At 70.5% G+C, this 20,140-nt stretch carries 23 protein-coding genes; 2 read left to right on the top strand and 21 right to left on the bottom strand.

Annotation, left to right across the window (positions count from 1 at the left end):
• Positions 1 to 43: 43 nt before the first annotated feature.
• The 10 genes from ACWIGU_RS29220 to ACWIGU_RS29175 all read right to left on the bottom strand — a co-directional run bounded on the left by ACWIGU_RS29220 (position 44) and on the right by ACWIGU_RS29175 (position 7,759).
• Positions 44 to 1,489: a glyceraldehyde-3-phosphate dehydrogenase gene (locus ACWIGU_RS29220; protein WP_356281234.1), complete on the bottom strand. Its 1,446-nt coding sequence runs from the start codon at positions 1,487 to 1,489 to the stop codon at positions 44 to 46.
• A 105-nt stretch (positions 1,490 to 1,594) separates the two neighbouring features.
• Complete coding sequence (locus ACWIGU_RS29215) at positions 1,595 to 2,191, bottom strand: bifunctional 4-hydroxy-2-oxoglutarate aldolase/2-dehydro-3-deoxy-phosphogluconate aldolase (RefSeq protein WP_454404687.1); 597 nt, start codon at positions 2,189 to 2,191, stop codon at positions 1,595 to 1,597.
• A 32-nt stretch (positions 2,192 to 2,223) separates the two neighbouring features.
• Complete coding sequence (locus ACWIGU_RS29210) at positions 2,224 to 2,583, bottom strand: HPr family phosphocarrier protein (protein WP_454404686.1); 360 nt, start codon at positions 2,581 to 2,583, stop codon at positions 2,224 to 2,226.
• 86 nt (positions 2,584 to 2,669) lie between these two features.
• On the bottom strand, positions 2,670 to 3,785 hold the full coding sequence (locus tag ACWIGU_RS29205; RefSeq protein WP_454404685.1) for a DgaE family pyridoxal phosphate-dependent ammonia lyase: 1,116 nt from the start codon (positions 3,783 to 3,785) through the stop codon (positions 2,670 to 2,672).
• A 112-nt stretch (positions 3,786 to 3,897) separates the two neighbouring features.
• A complete protein-coding gene (locus tag ACWIGU_RS29200; protein ID WP_454404684.1) occupies positions 3,898 to 4,614 on the bottom strand; it encodes a DUF4310 family protein in 717 nt (238 codons plus the stop codon).
• 13 nt (positions 4,615 to 4,627) lie between these two features.
• Positions 4,628 to 5,419 (bottom strand): DUF4311 domain-containing protein, encoded by a 792-nt coding sequence (locus tag ACWIGU_RS29195; protein WP_454404683.1) that lies wholly within the window; start codon positions 5,417 to 5,419, stop codon positions 4,628 to 4,630.
• Between the two features lie 10 nt (positions 5,420 to 5,429).
• The gene (locus ACWIGU_RS29190; RefSeq protein WP_454404682.1) at positions 5,430 to 5,765 is read right to left on the bottom strand and encodes a DUF4312 family protein; all 336 of its coding nucleotides are present in this window, start codon (positions 5,763 to 5,765) and stop codon (positions 5,430 to 5,432) included.
• Complete coding sequence (locus ACWIGU_RS29185) at positions 5,762 to 6,127, bottom strand: SFCGS family glycine-rich protein (protein WP_100592857.1); 366 nt, start codon at positions 6,125 to 6,127, stop codon at positions 5,762 to 5,764. The genes ACWIGU_RS29190 and ACWIGU_RS29185 overlap by 4 nt, the downstream gene beginning before the upstream one ends.
• Positions 6,128 to 6,182: 55 nt before the next feature.
• Entirely contained in the window at positions 6,183 to 6,593 is a 411-nt protein-coding gene (locus ACWIGU_RS29180) for a hypothetical protein (protein WP_454404681.1), read from the bottom strand.
• Complete coding sequence (locus tag ACWIGU_RS29175) at positions 6,575 to 7,759, bottom strand: amidohydrolase/deacetylase family metallohydrolase (RefSeq protein ID WP_454404680.1); 1,185 nt, start codon at positions 7,757 to 7,759, stop codon at positions 6,575 to 6,577. The genes ACWIGU_RS29180 and ACWIGU_RS29175 overlap by 19 nt, the downstream gene beginning before the upstream one ends.
• 134 nt (positions 7,760 to 7,893) lie before the next feature.
• Between ACWIGU_RS29175 and ACWIGU_RS29170 the strand changes: the two genes are divergently transcribed.
• Entirely contained in the window at positions 7,894 to 8,760 is an 867-nt protein-coding gene (locus ACWIGU_RS29170; protein WP_454404679.1) for an IclR family transcriptional regulator, read from the top strand.
• Between the two features lie 112 nt (positions 8,761 to 8,872).
• Here the strand turns inward: ACWIGU_RS29170 and ACWIGU_RS29165 are convergent, their stop codons facing one another.
• From ACWIGU_RS29165 to ACWIGU_RS29120, 10 genes are all read right to left on the bottom strand, one after another.
• Positions 8,873 to 10,342, bottom strand: a complete 1,470-nt coding sequence (locus ACWIGU_RS29165; RefSeq protein ID WP_454404678.1) for a family 43 glycosylhydrolase — start codon at positions 10,340 to 10,342, stop codon at positions 8,873 to 8,875.
• Between the two features lie 166 nt (positions 10,343 to 10,508).
• Positions 10,509 to 11,309: a hypothetical protein gene (locus ACWIGU_RS29160; RefSeq protein WP_454404677.1), complete on the bottom strand. Its 801-nt coding sequence runs from the start codon at positions 11,307 to 11,309 to the stop codon at positions 10,509 to 10,511.
• Between the two features lie 140 nt (positions 11,310 to 11,449).
• A complete protein-coding gene (locus tag ACWIGU_RS29155) occupies positions 11,450 to 12,112 on the bottom strand; it encodes a histidine phosphatase family protein (RefSeq protein ID WP_454404676.1) in 663 nt (220 codons plus the stop codon).
• 137 nt (positions 12,113 to 12,249) lie between these two features.
• On the bottom strand, positions 12,250 to 13,320 hold the full coding sequence (locus ACWIGU_RS29150; RefSeq protein WP_454404675.1) for an MASE1 domain-containing protein: 1,071 nt from the start codon (positions 13,318 to 13,320) through the stop codon (positions 12,250 to 12,252).
• 103 nt (positions 13,321 to 13,423) lie between these two features.
• A complete protein-coding gene (locus ACWIGU_RS29145) occupies positions 13,424 to 14,758 on the bottom strand; it encodes a PP2C family protein-serine/threonine phosphatase (RefSeq protein ID WP_454404674.1) in 1,335 nt (444 codons plus the stop codon).
• Between the two features lie 673 nt (positions 14,759 to 15,431).
• A complete protein-coding gene (locus ACWIGU_RS29140; protein WP_454404673.1) occupies positions 15,432 to 16,418 on the bottom strand; it encodes an aldo/keto reductase in 987 nt (328 codons plus the stop codon).
• A gap of 11 nt (positions 16,419 to 16,429) precedes the next feature.
• Complete coding sequence (locus ACWIGU_RS29135; protein WP_454404672.1) at positions 16,430 to 16,654, bottom strand: hypothetical protein; 225 nt, start codon at positions 16,652 to 16,654, stop codon at positions 16,430 to 16,432.
• A 76-nt stretch (positions 16,655 to 16,730) separates the two neighbouring features.
• Positions 16,731 to 17,753 carry a zinc-dependent alcohol dehydrogenase family protein gene (locus ACWIGU_RS29130; protein ID WP_454404671.1) on the bottom strand — a complete coding sequence of 341 codons (1,023 nt, stop codon included), beginning with the start codon at positions 17,751 to 17,753 and terminating at the stop codon, positions 16,731 to 16,733.
• Between the two features lie 73 nt (positions 17,754 to 17,826).
• A complete protein-coding gene (locus ACWIGU_RS29125) occupies positions 17,827 to 18,225 on the bottom strand; it encodes a (R)-mandelonitrile lyase (RefSeq protein ID WP_454404670.1) in 399 nt (132 codons plus the stop codon).
• An 87-nt stretch (positions 18,226 to 18,312) separates the two neighbouring features.
• On the bottom strand, positions 18,313 to 18,636 hold the full coding sequence (locus ACWIGU_RS29120; RefSeq protein WP_454404669.1) for a carboxymuconolactone decarboxylase family protein: 324 nt from the start codon (positions 18,634 to 18,636) through the stop codon (positions 18,313 to 18,315).
• A gap of 233 nt (positions 18,637 to 18,869) precedes the next feature.
• On the opposite strand from ACWIGU_RS29120, the gene ACWIGU_RS29115 reads away from it, so the two are divergent.
• A complete protein-coding gene (locus ACWIGU_RS29115; protein ID WP_454404668.1) occupies positions 18,870 to 19,757 on the top strand; it encodes a helix-turn-helix transcriptional regulator in 888 nt (295 codons plus the stop codon).
• 57 nt (positions 19,758 to 19,814) lie between these two features.
• Here ACWIGU_RS29115 and ACWIGU_RS29110 read toward each other — a convergent pair whose 3' ends face one another.
• Positions 19,815 to 20,069: a LapA family protein gene (locus tag ACWIGU_RS29110; RefSeq protein ID WP_454404667.1), complete on the bottom strand. Its 255-nt coding sequence runs from the start codon at positions 20,067 to 20,069 to the stop codon at positions 19,815 to 19,817.
• Positions 20,070 to 20,140 lie beyond the last annotated feature (71 nt).

Genomic DNA, 20,140 nt, shown 5'->3' with positions numbered 1-20,140 from the left:
GCCCGGCCGTCGGAACGGCCGGGCCCCCTCGGGCTGTCAGGGCTTACGCCGTCGGGACCGGGTACGTCGGGTACTCGACCCCGGAGACGTGCTGGACGACGCGGATGACCTGGCACGAGTAGCCGAACTCGTTGTCGTACCAGAGGTAGAGGATCGCGTTGTCGCCGTCGACCTTCGTGGCACCGGCGTCCACGATGGAGGCGTGGCGCGAGCCGACGAAGTCCATGGAGACCGCGTCGGGAGCGGTGGTGAAGTCGATCTGGCGCTTGAGCGGCGAGTTCAGCGAGACGTCGCGGAGGTAGTCGAGGACTTCCTCGCGGGTGGTCTCGCGGCCCAGGCGCAGGCTGAGGATCGCGATCGAGACGTCCGGGACCGGGACGCGGATCGAGCTGCCGGTGATCGGCGCCTTCAGGTCGGGCAGCGCCTTGGCGACGGCGGAGGCGGCGCCGGTCTCGGTGATGACCATGTTGAGCGGCGCGGAGCGGCCGCGACGGTCGGCCTTGTGGTAGTTGTCCAGCAGGTTCTGGTCGTTGGTGAACGAGTGGACGGTCTCCACGTGACCGCGCAGCACCCCGTACTCGTCGTCCATCGCCTTCAGCGGCGGGACGATCGCGTTGGTGGTGCAGGACGCGCAGGACAGGATCTGCTCGTCCGGCTTGATCATGTCGTGGTTGACGCCGTGCACGATGTTCGGGACGTCGCCCTTGCCCGGAGCGGTCAGGACGACCTTCTCGATGCCGGGGCGGAGGTGCTTCGAAAGCCCCTCGCGGTCGCGCCACTTGCCGGTGTTGTCGATCAGGATGGCGTCGTTGATGCCGTACGCCGTGTAGTCGACCTCGGACGGGTCGTTGGCGTAGATGACCTTGATCTCGTTGCCGTTGGCGACGATCGTGCTGTTCGCCTCGTCCACCGTGATCGTGCCGTTGAACTGGCCGTGGATGGAGTCGCGGCGCAGCAGCGAGGCACGCTTGACGAGATCCTGGTCGCCACCACCGCGGACGACGATGGCGCGCAGGCGCAGACCGTTGCCGGAGCCGGCCTTCTCGATGAGGAGGCGGGCCACGAGGCGGCCGATGCGGCCGAAGCCGTAGAGGACGACGTCACGCGCCTGGCGGCGCTCGATCTTGTTCTCACCCGTGGCGCCGGAGACGGCCTCGGCGGTGAACTCCTCCACCGAGAGACCGCGGTCGTCGGCCCGGTGCGACTCGGCGAGCAGGCCGATGTCGATCTGCGACGGGCCGAGGTCGAGCGCGGCGAGCGCCTGCAGGAACGGCATCGTCTCGGTGACCGACAGTTCCTCGCCGGCGATCTGACGGGCGAACCGGTGGGTCTTGAGGATGCTCACCACCGACTTGTTCACCAGGGAGCGGCTGTGGAGCAGGACGGTGACGTCCCGCTCCCTGTGCATCTTCCCGATGATCGGGATCATCGACTCCGCGATCTCCTCGCGGTTCTTCCAGTTGGTGAACGAGTCGTCTTTGACAGTCACAGGTTTATCTTTCGAGCTAGGCGGCGCTCATATGCTAACCCGCTCCTGTTTTTGATCGTTCAGACGGTCCCCCTGAGCGAAACCTCCCGCTCTCCTCGGCGTCGCTCAGCCGTCGAGCAGCGCGCGCAGCCGGGCGGCGTTACCCCTTATGTCGTTCCCGATACTGACGGTGAAGGCGCCGGCGGCAAGCCACTCGGCCGTGTTGTCCACGGTGATTCCGCCGGTCGCCATGATCCGCGCGCCGGGCAGTACGGCGAGCAGCGACTTGAGGTAGGCGACACCCCCGATGTGCGCCGGGAAGAGCTTGGCCACGCCGCGTTCGGCTGCGGTACGCAGCTCGGAGGGGGTCAGTCCGCCCTCGACCAGCAGCCGGCCGGCGGCATCCGCGACGGGCCGTACTTCGGGCACCTGGAACGGGCTGACCAGGAACTGGGCGCCGGCGGCCAGCGCCTGCTCGGCGATCCGGGGTGACGTCACCGTGCCGAGTCCGAACACCGCCCGCGGGAATTCCTGGTGCCAGCTCTTGACCAGGCCCTCCCAGCCAGGGGTGGTGGCCGTGAATTCGAAGGTGGTGAAACCGGCGTCGAGCAGCTCGCGGGCCTGTGCATAGGCGGTGTCGGCGTCGGCGGCCCGTACGGTCGGCACGGCGCGCGCCTGCTGCAGGTGGTCGACGACGCTCTGGACGGCGGGGGTGAGAGACATGGCGGGGAGGTCCTTCGGTGGGCGGGGCGGCGTCAGGAGGATTCGGGTGCGGCGATGGCGGCCAGCGCGGCGAGCGCCTCGGCCGCCCCTTCGCCCTGCGCGCTGAGCACGATCTCCTCGCCGGAGCGGATGTTGAGCGACATCAGGGACAGGACGCTGCGGGCCGGGACCTCGCGGGTGTCGGCCGGGGAACTGCCGTCGGTACCGGCCCGGCGTACCGTCACGGCTGCCGTACTGCGGCCTGCCGCCTGGGCGAAGGCCGCTGCCGGCCGGGCGTGCAGCCCTGCCGCCTCGGTCACCACCAGGCGACGCTCCAGGGGCGCCGCCGACGTCGTGCCGTCCGCGTCCGCCGCCCGCTCGGGCGTGGTCCCGGCTGCCGGTCGACTGGTCACTTGCTCCTCCTGCTTGTGTGGTGCCTTGTCCGGTCCCGGCGTCCGACCGGTCTCCGTCGTCTCCTCGTGGCCGCGGGGCCCGGCGGTCACGACGCGGCGCCCAGGATCACGGTGAGCCGGGCCACGATCTGTTCTTCCTCGTGCGGAGTCAGTGGCCGGGGGTCGACGGCCAGCCTGCCGGTGGCGGCGTGGTGGTCGCGCAGGAACACGGGCGGTTGCCCCTGTGCCAGCTCCGCGGCGAGCTCGGTCGCGTTCCGGCCCGCCTCCTTCGGGTCGACGGTGAGTTCGGTCCGGTGGATGAGCCGGCCGGCCTCGTCGCGGACGACGCGCGCGGAGAGTCCCGGCAACCCGTCGAGCCGTTCGGCGAGCCGTGTCATACGGGCGCGCTGCTGTTCCGGGTCGACGGCGCCGGCCGAGGTTCCGTAGTCGCGCACCGCCTGTACGAGGCCGAGGACGGTTTCCTTGCCGACCTTCATCGGCCGCCCGATGCCGCCGTACTGTGCGCGGCAGGCGGCGATCAGGCCGGCCGGTCCGCAGATCAGTCCGGAGGTGGGGCCGCCGATGGCCTTGCCCCCGCTGTAGACGACGAGGTCGGCGCCGGTGGCCGGCCAGCGGCGCAGGTCGTCCTCGGCCGCCGCGTCCACGATGACCGGGATGCCGTGCTCGCGTCCGATGGCCACCACCGTCTCCAGCGGGACCTGGCCCTTCTGTACGGCGTGGTGAGACTGGACGTACAGGAGGGCCGCGGTGCGGTCGGTGATCGCGGCGGTGAAGTGCTCGGGGCGCGCCTTGTTGACGGCGCCGACCTCGACGGGCCGGCCGCCGCCGACGGCGATCATCTGGCACACGGAGGCGCCGAAGTGGACGGCGTGCCCCTTCTGCAGCACCACCTCGTCGGGCGCGCCACCGGCGTCGGGCAGTCGCTCAATGCGGGCCGGGTCGGTGCCGGCGATGAGGGCGGCGACCGCGATGGCGACGCCGGCCGCGGCGCCGGTGGTGGGGCAGGCGTCCTCGGTCCCGGTGGCACGGGCGAGTTCCCGCCCCGCGGCGACGAGCAGGTCGTCCATCACCACGTGGCCGTTGGCCGCCTCGCCCATGGCGGCGATCACCCGGTCGTCGAGCCGGCTGCCGCCGAGCGCGGTCATCTTGCCGCTGGCGTTGATTGCGGGGGCGAGGCCGAGGTCCTCGTAGAGCGTGTTCATGGTGCCTTTCATGGAGAGCCGATCGATGCGGGGGGGCCGACTTCTTTGAGGCGCGCCGGGAGGGCCTAGGCCGCCGGTGATGGGAAGGCTTCTTCGGGGCGCGCCGAGAGGTCTAGGTGCCGGTGATCGGGAAGAAGAGCCCGAAGAGCATCGCGCCGAGGATGGCGCCGCCGGTCAGCGGCTTCTTCCACCAGTAGAAGAGCGCGGCGCCGAGGGTGGAGCCGAGTCCCACGGGGAGGGAGGCCGTGGCCGCTGCGATGATCACCAAGGGGCCCAGATAGCGGCCGGCGGAGTTTCCGGCGCCCATCATCACGTCCGCGCCGAAGGTGGAGGTGCCGCCCGCCGAGTTCACCGTCGCCCGCCGGATGGCCAGGATCAGGGCGCCGATCAGCGCGCCCAGCAGGGCGCCGGTGGGCAGGGCCAGCCAGAAGTGCTCCAGCGGGGCGGTGATCCCGGCGGCGAGCAGCATCGCGGGGATGCCGATGCCGACGCCGGTCTGCAGCGAGCCGCCGATGTCGAGGATGCCGACCATCGGCCCCTCGATGATCCGGGCGAACAGGAAGCCGGCGCCGAAGGCCGCCGCCGCCCCGTAACTCCCGCTGTCCATGCCGCCCTTGAGCATGGCGGTGACGGCGACGTCGCTGAAGGTGCCGGTGCGGTAGACGTAGTACAGGTGCGTGCCGGCGAAGATGCCGGCCGCCAGGGCCGACACGAAGAGCGGGAAGGCCCATTCCGAGAGCCAGAAGCTGCCCTCGCCGGGCACTTTGCCGCGGGTCCTGCCCGCGGGTGTCGCGGCTCCCGCGGTGGTGGTGGCGTCGTTCGTGGTCATCGCGGTGCCTCGCTCACTTGGTCGGGGTGGTGCCGGTCGCGTCGTGGAGCCCGGTCAGCCAGTGCGGCACGTCCGCCTTCATCTGCTGAAGGAGCTGGATGTCCACACCGCGCAGGAAGGCGCTGCCGGCGAACAGCAGCACGACCGCGCCGGCGAGCGCCTTGGTGACCCTGGTCCAGCCCAGGTCGTCGATGCCCTTGCCGACCACGATGCCGAGCACGATGCCGGGAACCGCGTTGCCCATCACGACGTGCGCCAGACCGCCGAGTACGGTGCCCCAGCCTCCGCTGCGCCGCCCCGCGTCGACCGCCGCCATCCAGAAGACGATCGGCATGACGGGGTTGATCAGCCACTCCGAGGCGGGGCCGAGCACATCGGCCGCGACGTTCTGGAGCGAGTGCGGAATGGACGCGGCGGTGGTGTTCAGAACCGTCACCAGGACCAGGCCGACGCCCGCCCCGTAGGCCGCCATCCGGCGCGGGTTGTGCAGCGTCTCGTCGAGGTTGCGGTTCTTGGTCATCGACAGCGCGGCGGCCCAGTGCGGCACGATGCGGTGGTCGACGTCCGAGGTCAGTGCTCCGGTGCCGACCGCGCTGGCCCAGGCGTTGAAGAAGAAGCCGAGGCCGAAGGAGAAGTGCGCGACCGGGTCGTTCTCGCAGGCGTTGAGCTCGCCCAGGGTGCGGAAGGCACCCATGCCCTGCACCTTCGGCGCGTGGAACATGCGGGCCACGCCCGCGCTCGCCCCGAAACCGATCAGGGCGCCGATGACCATCGACTCCAGCGCGATGGTGAGCGTCTCGTTCATGCGGGTGTCCTCACCTCATGTGGAGCGCGTGCTGGAGCGGCGACAGCCGCTCCTCGCGTACCGGGAATTCGATGGCGTCCAGATCGAGCGCGGCGGTGCGCACCTCGATCCGCAGGGTCAGCTCGTAGCGGCGGCGCTCGCGAGCGAAGAGAAGGCCCAGGAACCGTTCTGTCCAGCGGTGTTCGACCGCGGACGCGACCTCTACGGCGAGCGGCTCGACCCGGAAGCAGACGCCGTCCGTCAGCTTGCCGACGGCGCCTGAGACCTGCTGCATGGCGGCGGCGAACGCCTTCTCGCGGGTGGGCCCGGTGCCGCTGACCCGGACCGTGTGCCGGTCCTCGATCACGCCGACTCCCCGAGCTTCTTCAGCAGCGCCTCGGTCACCTTGAAGCCGAGTTCCTCGCTGTCCAGGAAGCCGAAGCCCAGCACCGTCTTGCCCTGCTGCACGGCGGTGATCCCGGCCTGCGGGGAGCGCATGCCGAATTCGATGTCATGGCCGTACTTGGCCTTGGCGGTGACCGCGCCCGCGCCGCCGCTGCCGCAGAACGAGATGCCGAGCGCCGCGCCTTCGGCGGCCATCACGTCGCCGACCTTCATGTCCGCGCCGGGGCCCGGGATGAGGATGGGTTCGCCGCCCGCTGCCCGTATGCCGTCTGCGACTGCCTGGCCCTTGCCGAGCCGGTGTCCGATCACGATCTTGACTGCCATGGTGCGCTCCCTTTGTCGTGCGGTGATGTGCCTGGCCCGCTGGTGTGCGGTCCGGTCATGCCTGTGTGCTGGGTGCTGCCGGTGAGCTCTCCTGGAGCTGCCGCGCCGTCTCGAAGTGCAGGGCGAGCAGCACGACTTCGGTGTCCCGGGCGGCGTGGCCCAGGGGTGTGCCGTACGCGTCGATCAGCTCGCGGGCGGCGGCCAGCGGGCCCGGCGTGATCTCGTCGGCCACGGCGGGATCCAGCGCGTCGAGGTGTTCGCCGGCGTGTACCCGGCGGACGAAGCCGAGGGCGTGGACGGCGAGTGCGAGGCGGCGGTCCTCGTCGAAGGAGATCCGCTCGGCGGCGGCGCGTTCCTCGATCAGCGGGAGCAGCCGGGCCAGGGCGTGGCGGTCTTCGTCGCGCACGGGTTCTGCGGTGTCCGCCACGGCGCCGGTGAGCGCCTCGATCAAGGGGTCGTCAGACATGCGGTGGCCTTTCGTATCGGCATCGTGCGCCCGGCACGGACGGTCGCGACGGGCGCGAGCCAGGGTCCTGCCGGGCGGGTGACTCCCTGGGAGTCGGTGAGCCGGTCCGGCGCGCCGCGGTCCTCGAGCAGGCTCAGGTCGCCCGCGGCGCCGGGCCGCAGCGAGCCCAACTCGCCTGCCATGCCCAGGACTTCGGCGGGGCGCGTGGTGGCGCACCGGATGACCTCCGGCAGCAGCATGCCCAGGGCGAGCAGCTTGGACAGGGTGCGGGAGAGGTCGTGCACCGGTCCGTTCATGTTGCGCGCGTGCAGGTCGGTGCTGATGGTGTACGGACGGATCCCGGCCTCCAGAGCCCGTTCCGCGGTGTCGAACGCGAAGCTGGCGCTGCCGTGTCCCACGTCGAAGCGGACGCCGCGCTCCAGGGCCGCCCGGGCCTGCGGCAGCGGTGCGGTTCCGCCGCCGAACAGCCCGCCGGGCTTGCCGTGGAAGGCGTGGGTGACGACGTCGCCCGGTCCGAGCAGGTCCAGGACGTCCGCCAGGGCCGGCGGTGCGTTGCCGACGTGGACCATGACCGGCAGCGCGTGCGCCGCGGCGAGTTCCCTGGCCGCGCGCAGCGGCGCCAGGCCGCTGTCGCCGAGGACCGACCGGCTCATGCGGACCTTGAGGCCCCGCACCACCGCCGGGTGCTCGGTGAGGATCCGGTCGGTGGCCTTGACATCGATGTCGGTCGCGCCGCCCACGAGCTCCTCGGTGCCGTGCACGAGGCCGTGCCGGGAGATGTTGAGCCAGCTCAGCACGCGGGTGGCGGCCGGGGCGACGACTGAGGAGGCGAAGTGCGGCCAGTCGTCGCTGCCGCAGCTGCCCGCGTCCACGACCGTCGTCACCCCCTGCCGCACACCGGCCAGATCGGCCGGGACACCGAGGCCGGTGGCACCGTCGTAGATGTGCGTGTGCAGGTCGATCAGACCGGGGGTGACCAGCAGGCCCGCCGCGTCGTACACCTCGGCGCCGGCCGTGTCGAGCGTCCCGGCCGGGCCGACCGCCGCGATCCGGTCGCCGGCGAGCGCGACATCGCCGGGCTCGGCGGTGTCCCGCTCGGGGTCGACCACGAGACCACCGCGAATCACAAGATCGAAACGGTTGACGACGGATGCCTGCACAGCCATGGACGGCGGCCTTCCACTGAGCATGAGATAGGGCGCGGAGGGACAACTGCGGAGCACCGGGGCGTTCCGTAGGGTAGATTCGCGTTCCGTAGAACGGATTGACTGCACGCTAGCCGGATGCCTTCGGAGGGTCAATGGATCGCGAAGAGTCGCTGAAATCGACGGGCGCCCCGACCAACGCCTCGTCAGCCACGCGCAAACCGACCCCGCCGAAGCTCCAACCGGAGGGCCCGCACGAGGCCGCCCCGGGACAGTCCGAAACCTCGGGCCCGGTCAACTCCGTCGCCAAGGCGCTGCGCGTCCTGCACGCCCTCGCCCATCCCGACGCCCCCCACAGGCTGGGCGAGATCGCCGAGCGCTCCGGCGTCCCCAAGGCCAGCACCCACCGCATCCTCGCGACCCTGATCGAGGAGGGCTACGCCGTCCCGGACGGCGAGGGGCGCTACGGCATCGGCACCCAACTGCGCGCGCTGGCCGCCCAAGTGCTCTCGGACGACACCGTCGGCATCGACGCGGTCCTGCGGGCCCTCCAGCAACGCCTGGGCCAGGCAGTCCACTTGGCGGTCCTCAGCGGCGACCACGCCACGTACACCCACAAGGTCGACCCCGGATACGCCTACCGCATCGCCACCGAGGTGGGCACCCGCCTCCCTCTGCACGCCTCGGCCGCCGGCAAGGTGCTGCTGGCCCACCTGCCCGAGGCGGAGACGAAGGCGCTGCTCGACCGGACCGGCCTGACGGCCCGCACCTCTCACACCGTCACCGACCGCACCACGCTGCTGAGCCAGTTGGAAACGGTCCGGCACACCGGCTTCGCCACGGATTACGAGGAAGCGGACGCCGCGATCTGCTCCCTCGCCGCTCCGGTCCTCGACACCGACGGGTACCCCGTCGGCGCGGTCTCCGTGTCCTCCCTGGCCGCCCTCGTCACCGAGGACCAGCTCACCGCGTTCGCCCCGGCGGTCCGGCAGGCGGCCCAGGAAGTCTCCCGCCGGCTGTGACACGCGCCCCCGCCCCCGCCCACGGGACACGCAAGACGTGCGTGCCACGCGTGGGTACGCGTTGTCGCCCGCCCCCTGTACGGGCGACAACCGCGGGCGTGCGCAGCCGCGTTCAGTCGGTGTAGACCTCCGCCCGGTCGACGCTCACGAACGAGGCGGTGGACTGCGCGTTGTGCTCACCCGTGACCCGCACACGCAGCGTGTGCTGCCCGGGCGGGAGCTTCGGGCTCAGGTACTGGACCGTCTCCCCGGTGCGGACGGCGCCGTAGAAGTCCACGCGCTGCTCCGGCCCGCCGTCGATGCTCAGGCCCGCGTAGCCGTTCCCCACGTCACGTACGGACAGCAGGGCGATGCGGGTGCCGTTGAAGGTGAACATGGCCGAGGCGTCGGCGCGGTCGCTCCAGTGGTCGTCGCTCCAGAAGCACTGGGCCGCACAGCCGGTGCCCGAGTTCCACGTGCCGCTGTAGGTGACGGTCCCGCCGCCGTCGGAACGCCCGTCGTCGTTGATCCAGTAGTTGCCGGCCCCGGGGTCCCCCGACGGCAGGTCCTGCGTGGCGCCCATGGCGAGCGGCCGGCCGAAGTCCGGGCTGCCGTCCGCGTTCCAGCCGAACCTCTGCGCGCGCGTGGTGCGGTTGCTGTACGTGGAGGCGCTCGTCGTCTTGGCGTGGTAGACGATCCAGTCCTCGCTGCCGTCGGGCGACTTGAACAACGCGTGGTGTCCCGGCCCGAAGACCCCGTGGTCGTCGGCGCGGGAGAACACCGCACCCTGATGCTGCGTCCAGTTGCCCGGCACCAGCGGATCGGCCGTGTCCGGGAGCGACATCATCCAGATCTGGTAGTCCGGCTTGCCCGTGTCGCACGTCGAGTACGTCATCCACGTACGGCCGTTGCGATGCAGGAACTCCGGTCCCTCACGGACCTCCGGGCAGCCTCCCGCGGCGTTGATGGCCACCGCGTCGCCCGAGACCGTGTAGGGGCTGGAGAGCGGCGCGATGTTGAGGCCGTTGTGCTGGTACGGGTTGATGCCGCTGTAGGCGAGGTAGAGCCGCCCGTTGTGCTGCAGGATGCCCGCGTCGATGGCGAAGTCGTTCGCGTGGTTGGGCGGCGCGAGCTTGGCCTTGAAGTGGTAGGGGCCCGCCGGATCGTCCCGGTCCGACTCCAGGACGTAGAGGCGGTGGTGGTCGTCCACGCCGTCGTCAGCGGTGTAGTACATGTACCAGCGGTCACCGAACCGGTAGAACTCCGGCGCCCAGATGTCCCGGTTGCGCGAGCTGTCCGTGTCGGTCCACACCGTGACCGGATCGGCCGTCAGCAGGGTGCTCAGGGACGGGGACCGCCACATTCTGATGCTGTCACCCTGCGTGGTCGTGAGGTAGTAGTTGCCGTTCCAGTACGTCATGTACGGATCGGGGCCGCTGTTCAGCGGATTTCGGAATCCGCCCGAAGCGGCGGCGACAACCGTGCGCGGCGCGCCGGGCGACGGATCGGCCACGGCCGGAAGGACACCGCCGACGAGCGCCAGGAGCGCACCGAACGACACGACCGCCCGGCGGATGGCACGGAGAGTGCTCGACAGGGACATGGGCAGCCCTTCGGAGGCGACTCCCTGAAGGGAGACGGGCACGGGAGCGCGACGTCGTTACATCGATGTAAATCTGTGACGACACCGTAGGGACGGCTGCGACAGCTGTCAATCACCCAGCAATGTCAAGGGACTTCGGGTCATGCACCGGCCGGGCGTCGTCGGACTACGGTGCGGGGGCGGTGAGCAGAGCGCGTACGTCGGCGCAGCCGTCGCCGGTGTCGGCGGACCGGGTGTCGAAGACCCTGGTGACCGGGGCGCTGGAGGTCCAGGGCTTCCATCCCGGCCTGCCGTCGCGGATGAACGCGACCGCCGCGCCGTGGATATCCGCGGCAAGTGCCTCGGGCGGCTCGGCACCGGCTACGGCGATGACCCCTTCGGCGTCGAGGCAGTCGAGGTGGAACGGCACGTCGAGGCAGTGCGTGGCCAGGCCGAGGACGGGCGAGCGCCAGGCGAAGCGGTACAGCCAGGTCGGAGCGGCGGCACGGGCCCGGGCGACCCGGGGTACCGCGCTCCGGAAGACGTGGTCCGTGACGTACTGGCCGACGAGGTCGGCCGTGTCGAGGCCGGGGTGATCGGCTGCATACGCGGCTGCGACGCTCGCGTCCACGCCGCACGCGGTGAGGATCCGGGCCGGTGCCGCCGTGGCAAGTCGGTCCCGCACGGAGTGCAGCGCCATGGTGAACTCGTGGTCGGTGGCCCCGAGTACGAGTTCCTTGCCGGCTCCCACGCCCGCGGCGAGGGCGTCCAGAATGGGCCGTGGGATCAAGTCGCCGTCGGCCATGGGGGCACAGGGCAGGTTCTTGGCGATCAGGCTGGTGATTCCGGCCAGAGTGTCTTCCGGGTCCGCGCCGCTCTCGGTGTGCACGTCCGTATCGGGGTCCGCTGCCCGGGAGGACGCCTGCTTCTGCAGATCGAGGATCTGTTCCTCGCCCAGCCCGTGCCAGCCGGTTCGGGTCGGCGGCACGCCGCCCAGCTCGGCCAGTCCGCGGCCAGACGTTCCGCCTCGGCCATCGGCACGTGCGAAACCGGGCCGGACAGGCAGTGCACGCGGTGGAACAGGTACGCAGACCATGTCGGGCCCGGCTCCCCAGCCCGGCCCTTCGCTCAGGCTGTCGGGACTGCCTCCCCTGCCGGGCCGCCGTCCTGCGGTGAGCTTCCTTCCGGCCCGAGCGGCCGGCCTTCCCACAGAAGTGTCTGCCAGCCCCGGTCGGGCGAGCCGGACAGGACGACGACGCCTGTGTTGCCCAGCGCGTGGCTCGACGCGTACGCCACGTCCACGTTGGCCGCCCGCGCGGTCACCCACATCCGGATCGCGGCACCGTGACTGACCATCGCCACCGTCTCCGCCCCCGACCTGGCGGCCTCCGCAACCACGGAATCGAAGCGCCCCAGGGCCTCCACGCCGTTTTCGCCTCCGGGCATCCGGCGTTCCACGTCGCCTGTGGACCAGGCGAACGCGGTGGAGAGGTACAGGGCGGCGGCCTCGTCGTCGCCGCGCATCTCCAGCTCTCCGGCAACCAGCTCCCGGATACCGTCCCGAACCCGGACCTCCAGCCCCGTCGCGGCGGCCAGAGGGGCGGCTGTCAGCTGGGTGCGCAGCAGCGTGGACACGTACAGGGCATCGATCGTCTCCCCCGCCAACGCCTGCGGCAGTGCGGCCGCCTGGTCCTGCCCCAAAGGCGTCAGTCCCGGGCCCGGCGCCGCCGTGTCCAGCAGGTGCTTGAGATTGGACGGGGTCTGGCCATGGCGTATGAGCAGCAGGCGCATGCGGGAACTACCTCCTCGGGTCGGAACACGTCCCACCAGCCTCCCACCTGAACCTGGGGTGCCACACGCTCGGCCCGTCGGCGCGGGCGAGCGGTGAGCTCTCCTCTCGTGGGAACAGCGGCTGGGTGAGGTGCCCGCTATCCCGGCTGATCACGCCGGACTTCTGGTTCGTCCGCCTCGCCCTTCCCGCTCGTCCTCTTCACCGACGTGCTCGTTTCGCCAAACCTGTTCATCTCGCCGACGCTGCCGGTGAGCGTCCGCTCGTAGCCGCCCGCAGAAACCTTGGCCACCATCTCGGCGAGATACCCGCAGGCCCGCGAGATCTCCTTCTGGGACTGGTTGCGTTCACTGACGGCGGCCGCCACCAGCAGGGCCGTCAGCGCGGAGGAAGCGTTGAAAGCCTGCAAGGTGATCATGTTGGTGAGCAGATCGTGACCGGCGAACGGTCCTGACCCCCGGGCGGCGGCGACGATCGTGAAGGTGGACACGGCCAGGGCGCAGGGCGCGGCCCCGGCCAGCTGGAAGCGGAAGGCCGCCCAGATCAGCAGCGGGAAGCCCAGGAACATGAGGGGCGCACTGCTCCCGAGGAGGCCGACGCCGGCCGTGGCTGCGAGGAGCAGGAAGCCCTCCGCCCAGCGGGACGGCCGAGCGTCCTTCGGCCAGCGGGCAGAGCGGAGAACGAGCAGGACCGGCGTCACCACCAGGACGCCCATCGCGTCGCCGGTCCACCAGACCGACCACGTCGGCCAGAACCCGTCGCCGCTCACCACTCCGGACAGGGCCAGGGTCCCGCTGCCGATCGTCGCGCTGACCAGCATCCCGGTGAACGCACCGAGAAAGATCAGTGCGAGCACATCCCGCAAACGGTCCAGTTCGACACCGAATCCCGTACGACGGAGCAGGGCGAACGAGCAGAGGGGCGCGAGCGTGTTGCCCACCACGATGGCGAGCACGGCCGGCAGCGAGGGGCCGAGCGAGGCGTTGACCAGGAGCGCGCCGAGCGCGATCCCGGGCCAGACCCGCGGGCCGCGCAGGAGGAGACTGGCGACGGCGATACCGGTCGGCGGCCACAGCGGGGTGACCTGGCCGCGCACCAGCTGCTGGAGCAGTCCCAGCTTGGCCGAGCCGTAGTAGACCGCGGCCACGATGCAGATCTCCAGGGCGGCTGCGGCGCCGCGCCGGAGCCGTTCCTGCCGGGCGACAGTCATGGGGACGGCCTCCGCTTCGACCTCGCTCCGTGATCCATCATCCGCCGCTTCCCCGGGATCCTCCACGGCACCGTCGAGCCGGGTGTCCGGCGCGGACCCGAGGTCAGGCGGGCGGGGTGCGCAGGGCGAGGACGGCCATGTCGTCGTGACCGTCGCTGGGGTGGTGATCGGCCAGTGCCTGAACGAACTCCGGAAGCGGCAGGGCGGCGTAGGCGGTGGCGAGATCGGCGAGATCGCCGAGGCTCTCGTCGATGGACCGGGCAGGGTGTTCGATCAGCCCGTCCGTGAAGAAGACGACGGTGGAGTCAGGGGGCACGTGCCGGGAGTGGTCGGGGCGGGGTTGTTCAGGGTCGACCCCGAGTGGCAGCCCCGGCTCGGCGAACAGGGATTCCGCCCGGCGCCCAGGGACGATCAGCAGGGGCGGAACGTGGCCCGCGGTGCTCCAGTGGAGGCGCCAGCCGGGGCCGGCCGGTTCGATGCGCGCCAGCGTCGTGGTGGTGATGGGGCTGCTTGTCATGGCCTGCAGAGTGCGGTCGAGCTGGGTGAGGACGGCACCGGGTGCATTGCTCTGTTCGAACAACAGAGCGCGCAGCATGTTGCGGGTGGAGGCCATGGAGGCCGCGGCCCGCAGATCGTGGCCGACCACGTCACCGATGACGACCGCCACGATGTTGCCGGGCAGCGGGATGGCGTCGTACCAGTCCCCGCCGAGCTGACTGGGCTCGGCTGCGGGCCGGTAGATCGCGGCCGCGGTGAAAGGCCGCAGGTCGGGAAGCGTCGGCAGCAGAAGCCGCTGGAACTGCTCGGCTCCGACCCGTACGTGCTCGAACAGGCGGACGTTCTCGATCGCGATCCCGGCAGCACCGGCCAGGGCGACGACGACGTTCTCGTCGTGAGCGTCGAAGGGCTGTCCGTCACGCCGCTCGGAGAGGTAGAGGTCACCGTAGATCTCGCCGCGGACGCTGATCGCGACGCCGAGCAGGGTGCGCATACGCGGGTGACCGGGCGGGAACCCGGTGGACGACGGATGAGACAGGATGCCCTCCACGCGCAGGGGCTCCGGGTGGCGGATCAGGTGCCCGAGGACCCCGTTGCCACGGGGGAAGCCGGTCTCGGCCAGATCGGCGCGTTCCTGTTCGGACAGGCCGGCGGCGATGAACCGCTCCAGATGGTCTCCGGACTCGTCGAGTACGCCCAGTGCCCCGTAGCGGGCACCCACCAGATCCATGGCAGTGATGACGATACGGTTCAGCACCGCGGGCAGCTCCACCTCCCGGCTGATGGACACCACGGCATCCAGCAGGCCCTGAACTCGGTCCATGGCGTCCAGCAGAGACCGCAACTGCTCGTCGATCCGGCCGAGCTCGGCACGCAGACGCACGTGCAGGTCGGGGGTGTGCGACTGTCTCGGGTGGAGGCCGTGCTCGATTCCCACCATCACGACCACCCGGGGGCGGCACGGCCGATCTCGGCCGGCTTCCGTCTGCGGCAATCTCTCCGCGCCGTTGTCGGGTCCGCCCACACGATTGAGGAGTGCATTTCGGCCTCCTGGCAGGACCCTCGGTGGTCGAGGTCATGTCCTCATGGCGTCGCACGACAGAAAGAGCGATGAGGACATTATTTCAAATGTGCGAGGACGGCGTCGGCGGTGCGTAGCCGTACGGCTGACAGCTTCGGCGGAGCAGGTCTACACAGTGTCAACGGTCCGCCGGAAGCATGATCACAGAGGTTCCGCAGGACAGGTGCGGACGCTTGACGGCCAGGGCGAGGCGGTGCGTCTTCAGGTCGATGGCCAGAAGCAGCTGCGGGACGCGCTCGACCGGGGATGGACCCGGTCGAGCGTGTCGTTGCCTCAGGGCGGCCGTGCCCGCCGGCGCGCCTTTCCGTCGGCCGTGGCGATGGCGGCGACCTCACCCACCGTGCCGTAGATCAGCAACTGATCGACCACCGCGCCCGTCAGCGCCGCCGGCATGCCGATCAGGCCACGGCCGAGTGTCCGCCCCGGTGACGGCGAATGCTTCGTCGCCTGCCCGACAGAGACTGGCTGGGATCCATACCGGGCACGCTACGGCGCAGCGGCTGGGCCGGCCTTCTTCCTGGGGCGAGCCGGTCTACTTGCCGACGAGGCCCATGTGCATCTCGTTGTAGCGATCACCCTGGACGCCGATGCGGGCGGCGAGCTCATCGAGATCCTTCAACTCATCTGCAGACAGGGCCAGTCGGGTCGCAGCGGCGTTCTCTTCGACACGTTCGATCCGGCGCGTCCCGGGGATGGGCGAGATCCACGGATGCTGGGCCAGGAGCCAGGCCAGCGCGACCTGCCCGGCAGTGGCGTCCTTGGCACGGGCCAGCGCGGTCACGTGGTCGACCAGCGCCTGGTTGGCCGCTCGGTTGCCCTCGCTGAATCGCGGAATCGTGGTCCGGACGTCTCCTTCGGCGAAGGAGGTGGCGACGTCGACGGTGCCGGTGAGGAAGCCCTTGCCGAGCGGGCTGAACGGGACGAACCCGATGCCCAGTTCGGCGAGGACGGGCAGGACCTCGGGCTCGGGGTCACGTGTCCACAGCGAGTACTCGCTCTGGACGGCGGTCACGGCGTGCACGGCGTGAGCGCGACGGATCGTCGGCCCTGCGGCCTCGGACAGGCCGAAGTGTCGCACCTTCCCGGCCTGGACAAGTTCGGCCACCGCTCCTGCGACCTCTTCGATGGGGACGTCGGGATCGACACGGTGCTGGTAGAAGAGGTCGATGGTCTCGGCGCGCAGGCGGCTCAGAGACGCATCGGCCACGCGCCGGATCTGTTCCGGGCGGCTGTTGAGCCCGACCGGCCTGCCGTCGCGGATGTCCCAGCCGAACTTTGTGGCGATGACGACCTGGTCGCGTACCGGAGCGAGCGCCTCGCCCACGAGTTCCTCGTTGACGTAGGGGCCGTACACCTCGGCCGTGTCGAAGAAGGTCACGCCTCGGTCCACGGCACCACGCAGGACGCCGATCATGTCGTCGCGGCTGCCCGGATTGGGGCCGTAGCTCTGGGACATGCCCATGCAGCCCAGGCCGATCGCCGACACTTCAAGACCCTGTCCGAGTGTGCGCGTATGCATGGTGTGTCTCCTCAGATGTATCGACGAGGTGGTGCGTGGCGTCGTGCGGCCGCCTGCTCGGTGGGCGGTGAAGCCACCATCCACAGGGAGTGCGGCCCCGGTGACGAAGCTCGCGCCGGGGCTGTACAGCCAAGCAGCACGGCGGCGCCGACCTCGTCCGCCGTGCCGGAGGCCGTGTCCGTGTCCGTGTCCGTGTCCAGTGCGACCCGGCCGGTGAAGTCGTATCGGGGATCCATGAGAGAGGTGAGTCCATCGGGATTTCGCTCAAGGAGCGACCCGCGGCGGCGGGACGCTCCCCCTGGGCCCGGGGTGTCACGGGCGCAGCAGGGCCTTGATGGCGCGCCGCTCGTCCATGGCCTGGTAGCCCTCGGCTACCTGGGACAGCGGAAGTTCGAGGTCGAAGACCTTGCCCGGGTTGATCCGCCCGGACAGTACCCGCTCGATCAGATCGGGCAGGAATTCACGGACGGGGGCCGGGCCGCCGCGCAGGCCGACGTGCGAGTAGAACAGCTCCGTGCCGTCGATCGACACGTCGTGCGGCACTCCGACGAAGCCGACGTTGCCGCCGGGGCGGGCCGAGCGCAGGGCCTGCTGCATGGACTGCTCGCTGCCGACGCATTCAAGGACCCGGTCGGCGCCGATCCCGCCGGTCAGCTCCTTGATGCGGGCGACGCCTTCCTCGCCGCGCTCGGCGACGATGTCCGTGGCGCCGAACTCGCGGGCCAGTTCCTGGCGCGGCTCGTGCCGGGACATGGCGATGATCCGCTCGGCGCCGAGTTCCTTGGCGGCGATGACCGCGCACAGGCCCACCGCGCCGTCACCGACGACGGCGACCGTGTCCCCGGGGCGTACTTCCGCGGCGACGGCCGCGTACCAGCCGGTGCCCATGACGTCGGAGCAGGCCAGCAGGCTCGCGATGTGCTCCTCGGCGGGCCGCTCGGGGGTGGCCACGAGGGTTCCGTCGGCCAGCGGGACGCGGATGCGTTCGGCCTGGCAGCCCTCGGCACCGACGAACTCGCGGTGCAGGCAGTTCGTCTGGTAGCCGTTGCGGCAGTTCGGGCAGGTGTTGTCGGAGGCGAAGAACGAGCCGATGACGAACTGGCCGACCTGGACGTTCCTGACGTCGCTGCCGACTTCCTCGACCACGCCGACGTACTCGTGCCCGAACGGAGTGGGCTCATCGACCGGGTTGATGCCCCGGTAGTCCCACAGATCCGAGCCGCACACGCAGGTCGCCACGGTGCGGATGACCGCGTCGGTCGGGTTGATGATCTTCGGGTCGTCGCGCTCCTCGAAGCGCACGTCGCCGGGGGCGTGCAGGATGGCTCCGCGCATGGTGGTGTTCCTTGTCTGTGCTGCGTCGGCGTCTGATGTGCGTCGGCGTCTGTGGTGCGCCGGCCGGTCAGCGTCAGCGGGTGCTGCGCCGCTCGCCGGTGTATTCGGTGTCCGTGACGTGCTCCAGCCAGGCGACGTCGTCGGTCTCCCACAGCGCGATGTGCGTCATGAAGTGGTCGGGGGCGGCACCGTGCCAGTGCTCCTCGCCGGCCGGAGTCCAGATCACGTCCCCGGGGCGGGCCTCGACGATCTCGCCGCCGCGGGACTGGATCAGGGCGATGCCCTCGACGATGTAGAGGGTCTGGCCCATGCCGTGGGAGTGCCAGGCGGTGCGTGCGCCGGGCGCGAAGTGCACCGCGTTGGCGCGGGCCTGCGAGGGCTCCTCTCCGCGGTAGATGACATCGGCCCAGGCATCGCCGGTGAACCACTCGGCCGGCAGCTTCATCGTCGGCTGCTTCTTCAGCAGTTCCATGGTGAGAAATGCTCCTTCGTCACACAGGGGGTACGGGGCAGGGGTGTGGGTCAGGCGTACGGGTTGGCGTATGGGCCGGCGTATGGGTCAGGCCTGCGGCCGCCGGTCGGCGAGCTGCTTGAGCTGGTTGATCGCGGTCATGGCGTTGGGCCATCCCGCGTAGAAGGCGAGGTGCGTGATCGCCTCGGACAGCTCCTCGACGCTCAGCCCGTTCTCCAGGGCCTTGCCCAGGTGGTACGGGAGCTGCTCGCTGCGGTAGAGCGCGGCCAGCACGCTCACCGTGACCAGACTGCGGTCGCGCGGCGACAGCTCGGGGCGTTCCCATATGTCGCCGAAGAGCACGTCGTCGGTGATCTCCACCAGCTTCGGCGCGATCCCGGCCAGCTCCCGCGGCGCAGACTGCTTCGCCATGTGATGACTCCTTGCAATGGTTCGCCTGCGTTCCTGATGGACCCATCTCCCCTCACGGTGAGTGAAGTGGCTCCGTCCGGCAGCCGCAGACAGCCGCCCGGCCCCGTCGGGGCCTGCTGTCCGAGTACCGCCGATACCTACGAAACCGCAGGTCACGCGCCTGCGGAAGGTACTGCCGTTACAGGTACTGACAGGACCCCCCAGGCCTGGCGCAGTCCGCCTAGCCTGGTTGCATGGACACGGCCCAGGACATCCGCGAGTTCCTCGCCAGCCGCCGCGCGAAGATCACGCCCCAGCAGGCCGGACTGCCCGCCTACGGGGGGAACCGCCGGGTTCCGGGGCTGCGCCGCGAGGAAGTCGCTCTCTTGGCCGGCGTCAGCATCGACTATTACGTGCGCCTTGAGCGCGGCCATCTTGCCGGGGCATCGGAGGCTGTCCTCGACGCGCTCGCCAACGCCCTCCAGCTCGACGAGGCCGAGCGCGCCCACCTCTACGACCTGGCGGCCGCCCAGCGCGGGCGCCCGGCCCGCCGCACCAGGAAACCGCGCGGCCCGATCCCCGCCAGCGTCCAGCGTGTGCTGGACTCCATGACCGACACCCCGGCCTTCGTCCGCAACGGACGCCTGGACATCCTGGCGGTGAACCGGCTCGGCCGCGCTCTCTACGCGCCACTGTTCGCCGCCGACGCGCCGCGGCCGGTCAACATCGCCCGTTTCCAGTTCCTCCACCCCGCAGGCCGGGACTTCTTCCCCGACTGGGATGCCTCCCTCAACACCACCGTCTCCCTGCTGCGCACCGAGGCGGGACGCGCCCCGCACGACAGCGAACTGACCGGGCTCATCGGGGAGTTGGTGACGCACAGCGACGAGTTCCGCACCGCGTGGGCCAAGCACAACGTGCGCCTGCACCACACCGGCAGCAAACCCTTCCGCCACCCCGAGATCGGCGAGATGCGCCTCGACTTCGACGCCATGACCCTGCCTGCCCAGCCCGGGTTGACCATGACCGTCTACAGCGCCGAACCGGGCACACGCGATCAGGACGCGCTGCGCCTGCTGTCCGCCTGGTCCGCCACCGAGGACGCCCACCCTTCCCCCAGCCCGCAAAGCCGCGAGGCGTAGCTACTGCCGACGGCTGCCGGGCGAACTGGAGCGCGAAGCGCTGCCAAGAGGGCCGCGTCAGCGCCGCGCGCGACGGCGCGCGATGTACAGGCCGAGCAGTATGCCCACGATGAGGGTGACGGTAAGGACACTCCAGAGAGGGAGCGTCACATTCGGGATCCACAACCTGACGGTGACAGATGCCGTATTGGCCGCGATGAACCAGATGGTCACTGCGGCGAGAACAACGAAACCAATGGTGCGCAGCCGCATGGCGCGCCCTTTGACCGTCACGGTTGACGGGCCATGCCCCTGCGTGAAGCTCTGGGTCATGAAGCCATTGTCTTATGGTCGGGCTGATCGGTCGACTTGTGCCCGATGCCGCTCCCGACCGTCAGCGCAAC

This window comes from Streptomyces sp. NPDC055400 (genome assembly GCF_053644375.1).
This window is presented reverse-complemented; position numbering and strand designations above follow the sequence as displayed.

Bases quoted from the DNA above. Each gene is read 5' to 3' on its own strand.
- ACWIGU_RS29135 (WP_454404672.1), bottom strand. From the start codon at position 16,654: ATGGATCCCCGATACGACTTCACCGGCCGGGTCGCACTGGACACGGAC.
- ACWIGU_RS29115 (WP_454404668.1), top strand. From the start codon at position 18,870: ATGGACACGGCCCAGGACATCCGCGAGTTCCTCGCCAGCCGCCGCGCG.
- ACWIGU_RS29125 (WP_454404670.1), bottom strand. From the start codon at position 18,225: ATGGAACTGCTGAAGAAGCAGCCGACGATGAAGCTGCCGGCCGAGTGG.
- ACWIGU_RS29145 (WP_454404674.1), bottom strand. From the start codon at position 14,758: ATGGTGGGAATCGAGCACGGCCTCCACCCGAGACAGTCGCACACCCCC.
- ACWIGU_RS29120 (WP_454404669.1), bottom strand. From the start codon at position 18,636: ATGGCGAAGCAGTCTGCGCCGCGGGAGCTGGCCGGGATCGCGCCGAAG.
- ACWIGU_RS29165 (WP_454404678.1), bottom strand. From the start codon at position 10,342: ATGTCCCTGTCGAGCACTCTCCGTGCCATCCGCCGGGCGGTCGTGTCG.
- ACWIGU_RS29130 (WP_454404671.1), bottom strand. From the start codon at position 17,753: ATGCGCGGAGCCATCCTGCACGCCCCCGGCGACGTGCGCTTCGAGGAG.
- ACWIGU_RS29195 (WP_454404683.1), bottom strand. From the start codon at position 5,419: ATGAACGAGACGCTCACCATCGCGCTGGAGTCGATGGTCATCGGCGCC.
- ACWIGU_RS29200 (WP_454404684.1), bottom strand. From the start codon at position 4,614: ATGACCACGAACGACGCCACCACCACCGCGGGAGCCGCGACACCCGCG.
- ACWIGU_RS29155 (WP_454404676.1), bottom strand. From the start codon at position 12,112: ATGCGCCTGCTGCTCATACGCCATGGCCAGACCCCGTCCAATCTCAAG.
- ACWIGU_RS29175 (WP_454404680.1), bottom strand. From the start codon at position 7,759: ATGGCTGTGCAGGCATCCGTCGTCAACCGTTTCGATCTTGTGATTCGC.
- ACWIGU_RS29170 (WP_454404679.1), top strand. From the start codon at position 7,894: ATGGATCGCGAAGAGTCGCTGAAATCGACGGGCGCCCCGACCAACGCC.
- ACWIGU_RS29140 (WP_454404673.1), bottom strand. From the start codon at position 16,418: ATGCATACGCGCACACTCGGACAGGGTCTTGAAGTGTCGGCGATCGGC.
- ACWIGU_RS29205 (WP_454404685.1), bottom strand. From the start codon at position 3,785: ATGAACACGCTCTACGAGGACCTCGGCCTCGCCCCCGCAATCAACGCC.
- ACWIGU_RS29110 (WP_454404667.1), bottom strand. From the start codon at position 20,069: ATGACCCAGAGCTTCACGCAGGGGCATGGCCCGTCAACCGTGACGGTC.
- ACWIGU_RS29180 (WP_454404681.1), bottom strand. From the start codon at position 6,593: ATGTCTGACGACCCCTTGATCGAGGCGCTCACCGGCGCCGTGGCGGAC.
- ACWIGU_RS29150 (WP_454404675.1), bottom strand. From the start codon at position 13,320: ATGACTGTCGCCCGGCAGGAACGGCTCCGGCGCGGCGCCGCAGCCGCC.
- ACWIGU_RS29185 (WP_100592857.1), bottom strand. From the start codon at position 6,127: ATGGCAGTCAAGATCGTGATCGGACACCGGCTCGGCAAGGGCCAGGCA.
- ACWIGU_RS29215 (WP_454404687.1), bottom strand. From the start codon at position 2,191: ATGTCTCTCACCCCCGCCGTCCAGAGCGTCGTCGACCACCTGCAGCAG.